Annotated in this window: 2 protein-coding genes; both read left to right on the forward strand. The window is 35.1% G+C overall.

Annotated elements, in window-relative coordinates; genetic code table 11:
- Positions 1–1941: BREX-1 system phosphatase PglZ type A (gene pglZ / locus B2145_RS07670; RefSeq protein WP_291100511.1), on the forward strand; the 1941-nt coding region annotated here is incomplete at its 5' end.
- A gap of 3 nt (positions 1942–1944) precedes the next feature.
- The coding region (brxL, locus tag B2145_RS07675; protein WP_291100515.1) for a BREX system Lon protease-like protein BrxL at positions 1945–3266 on the forward strand (1322 nt) is incomplete at its 3' end.

A 3266-nucleotide genomic window follows, 5' to 3' on the forward strand; every position in this document is an offset into this window, starting at 1 on the left:
TATTGGGGAGAAATTAAAAGAAAGTACAGCTATCAAAACGAAAGCCCGTCGATTTATGATTTTCTTTTAGAAGTATTCAATACCAATTTCATACTGGGTAAAAAATCCGGACTTGCAAAAGAAACAAGATTATTACTTTCCTTGTGGAAAGATACCATTCAATTCAGAGACTATTTCGGCAAAGTTTCAGATAAAATTGCATCGGATATCGGGGTTGAAAGTAAATTAGACCAAGTTTCAATTGACGATATAATTGGTGATGATTTATTCAAATTAAGCGATGTTAAAGTAATACATGAATTGGTTCAGTTGATTACTTCCGAAAGCATATCAAATGAAAAAGTAATTCAATACATAAAACAAAGGGAGAACAAATTTTGGTTTGGAGAAGTGGAATCTTTTTATCAAAGTTTACTGTTTGCATCCGATTTAATTGCACTAGTTCGCAAACAAGCCCAAACCAAGTATGCCACATTTGAAGAAGGTACAGACCATTATGCAGCTTCCTTGTACGAGGTAGATTTGATGTACCGAAAATTCATTTGGAATTACAGAAAAACATCCCAGAACAAAATATTGGCCGATCTTGCCATTAAGGTGGAAAAGGTATATTCTAATGACTGGTTGCTGATATACAATAACAATTGGCAAAGCACAATCGATAAACTAAAATCTTGGACAAAGGACATCCGAACAAGTCAGAGGAGTTTTTTCGACACACATGTTAAGCCTGTATTAGATAAAAAACAACGTTTATTCGTAATTATTTCTGATGCATTGCGATATGAATGTGGAGCAGAACTAACGAAACGACTTCAATCGGAAAATCGTTATGAAGCAACAATGAATCACATGATTAGCAGTTTGCCTTCCTACACACAACTTGGAATGGCTTCTTTGCTTCCTCATAAAGTACTAAGCATTCAAGAAAATTCAGATATTGTATTTGCTGATGGAATGTCCAGTAGTGGAACTCAAGGAAGAACAAAAATATTGGAAGTAAATTCCGGAGTGAGAGCTACAGCAATCAAAGCTGAGGATTTCATGAAAATGAATTCAGCAAAAGAACGTGGTTCTGATGGTTTTGTTCAAAGTTATGACCTCATCTACATTTATCATAACAGAATTGATAAAACGGGTGATGATAAAACTACTGAGGAAAAAGTGTTTGAAGCAGTTGATGACGAGTTACAATTTTTGATGGAAATGATTAAAAAAATTGCAGCTATGAATGGAAACAATATGTTTGTTACTGCCGACCACGGATTTATTTACCAACACAACGAACTTGAGGATAGCGATTTCAGTGTATCCAATCATACTGGAATGATCTGGAAAGAAAACCGAAGATTTGTTATTGGTACGGATATCACAAATGACAATGCAACCAAAGCTTTTAAAGGGGAAGATTTGGGAATAGAATCAAATATTGATGTCTTAATCCCAAAATCCATCAACAGACTTCGCGTAAAAGGAGCTGGTTCCCGATTTATTCATGGTGGAGCTTCGCTCCAGGAAATTGTTATTCCATTAATAAAAATTAGTAAAACAAGACAAAATACAACATCACAAGTAACTATTGATATTATTAAATCTACTGATAGAATCACAACAAATATTTTAGCGGTTTCATTCATACAAACAAATTCAGCAAGCGAACAAGTACTGCCTAGAACTATTCGAGCAGTTATTCGCGCAGAAGATGGCGAAGATTTGAGTGACCAATTCAAATACATCTTTGACATTGAAGAAGGAAGTGAAAGACAAAGAGAAGTAAAACACCGATTCCAATTAAGTTCAAAAGCCAGTGGTAAATACAAAAATCAACGTGTCAAACTGATCTTGGAAGAACCGGTTGATGGAACAACCAAATGGAAACACTATCAAGACTATTACTACACACTAAACATCTCATTTACAAACGATTTTGATGATTTTTAATATATGAAGGCATTAGACATAAAATTAAACGAGCATTTCGGTGGTAAAGTAGTACGTAAAGACCTTACCAAATTGGTAAAGGGAAATGCGATTGTTCCCATATATGTATTGGAATATTTGTTAGGACAATACTGTGCCACAAATGATGAAGAAACAATCATTCAAGGCGTTGAAACCGTTAAAAAAGTAATAGCACAACACTTTGTACATCGTGATGAGGCGCAGATTATTAAATCGACTGTTCGTGAAAAAGGATCTCATAGAATTATTGATAAAATTTCAGTAAAACTAAATGACAAACAAGACCAATACGAAGCCTATTTTGCTAATCTTGGTTTAAGTCGCATTCCTATTAGTGATGCTATAATAAGAGAACATCAAAAGCTATTATCAAGTGGTGTTTGGTGTATTCTTACTTTGGCTTATCTCTCTAACGATGAAAAAAACAGTTCACCATGGATTATAGAATCCATAAAACCCATACAAATTTCCGTTAGCGACCTTGATGAATACAAGGAAGGCAGAAAAGCATTTACCAAGGAAGAATGGATGGATGTGCTATTGCAAACCATGGGATTAAATCCTGAGGAATTTACTTTTCGTTCCAAATTATTACAATTAACGAGATTAGTTCCATTTGTTGAGAACAACTATAATTTAATCGAATTGGGGCCCAAAGGAACAGGAAAATCACATATTTTTTCTGAGTTGTCACCACACGGAATGTTGATTTCGGGTGGAGAAGTATCCAAAGCAAAACTATTTGTAAATAATAGCTCCGGTGAAATTGGATTAGTCGGATATTGGGACGTAGTAGCCTACGATGAATTTGCAGGTAAAACCAAAAACACGGATCGTGGTTTAGTTGACATCTTGAAAAACTACATGGCCAACAAATCTTTTTCCAGAGGAACACAGGTTTATGGAGCTTCCGCTTCTATGGCATTTGTGGGTAATACAGACCACACCGTTCCTTATATGCTAAAACACAGTGATCTTTTTGATGCACTGCCAAAAGATTATTATGACACCGCATTTCTGGACAGGATTCATGCCTACTTGCCAGGATGGGAAGTACAGAAGTTAAGAAACGACATGTTCACTTCCGATTATGGTTTTATTGTAGATTATCTCGCAGAAATACTAAAAGAACTTCGCAAAGAAGACAGAACCCATGAGTTTGAAAAATTCTTTGAATTATCAGACACCATAACCACAAGGGACAAAACAGCCATTATAAAAACATTTGGTGGTTTAGCAAAAATAATATTTCCGCATTCAGTAATGACTGAGGAAGATATAAAAGAACTATTAGATTTCGCCAT

It is taken from the genome of Flavobacterium sp. UBA5153 (genome assembly GCA_002413745.1).
In the GTDB taxonomy this organism is placed as follows: domain Bacteria; phylum Bacteroidota; class Bacteroidia; order Flavobacteriales; family Flavobacteriaceae; genus Flavobacterium.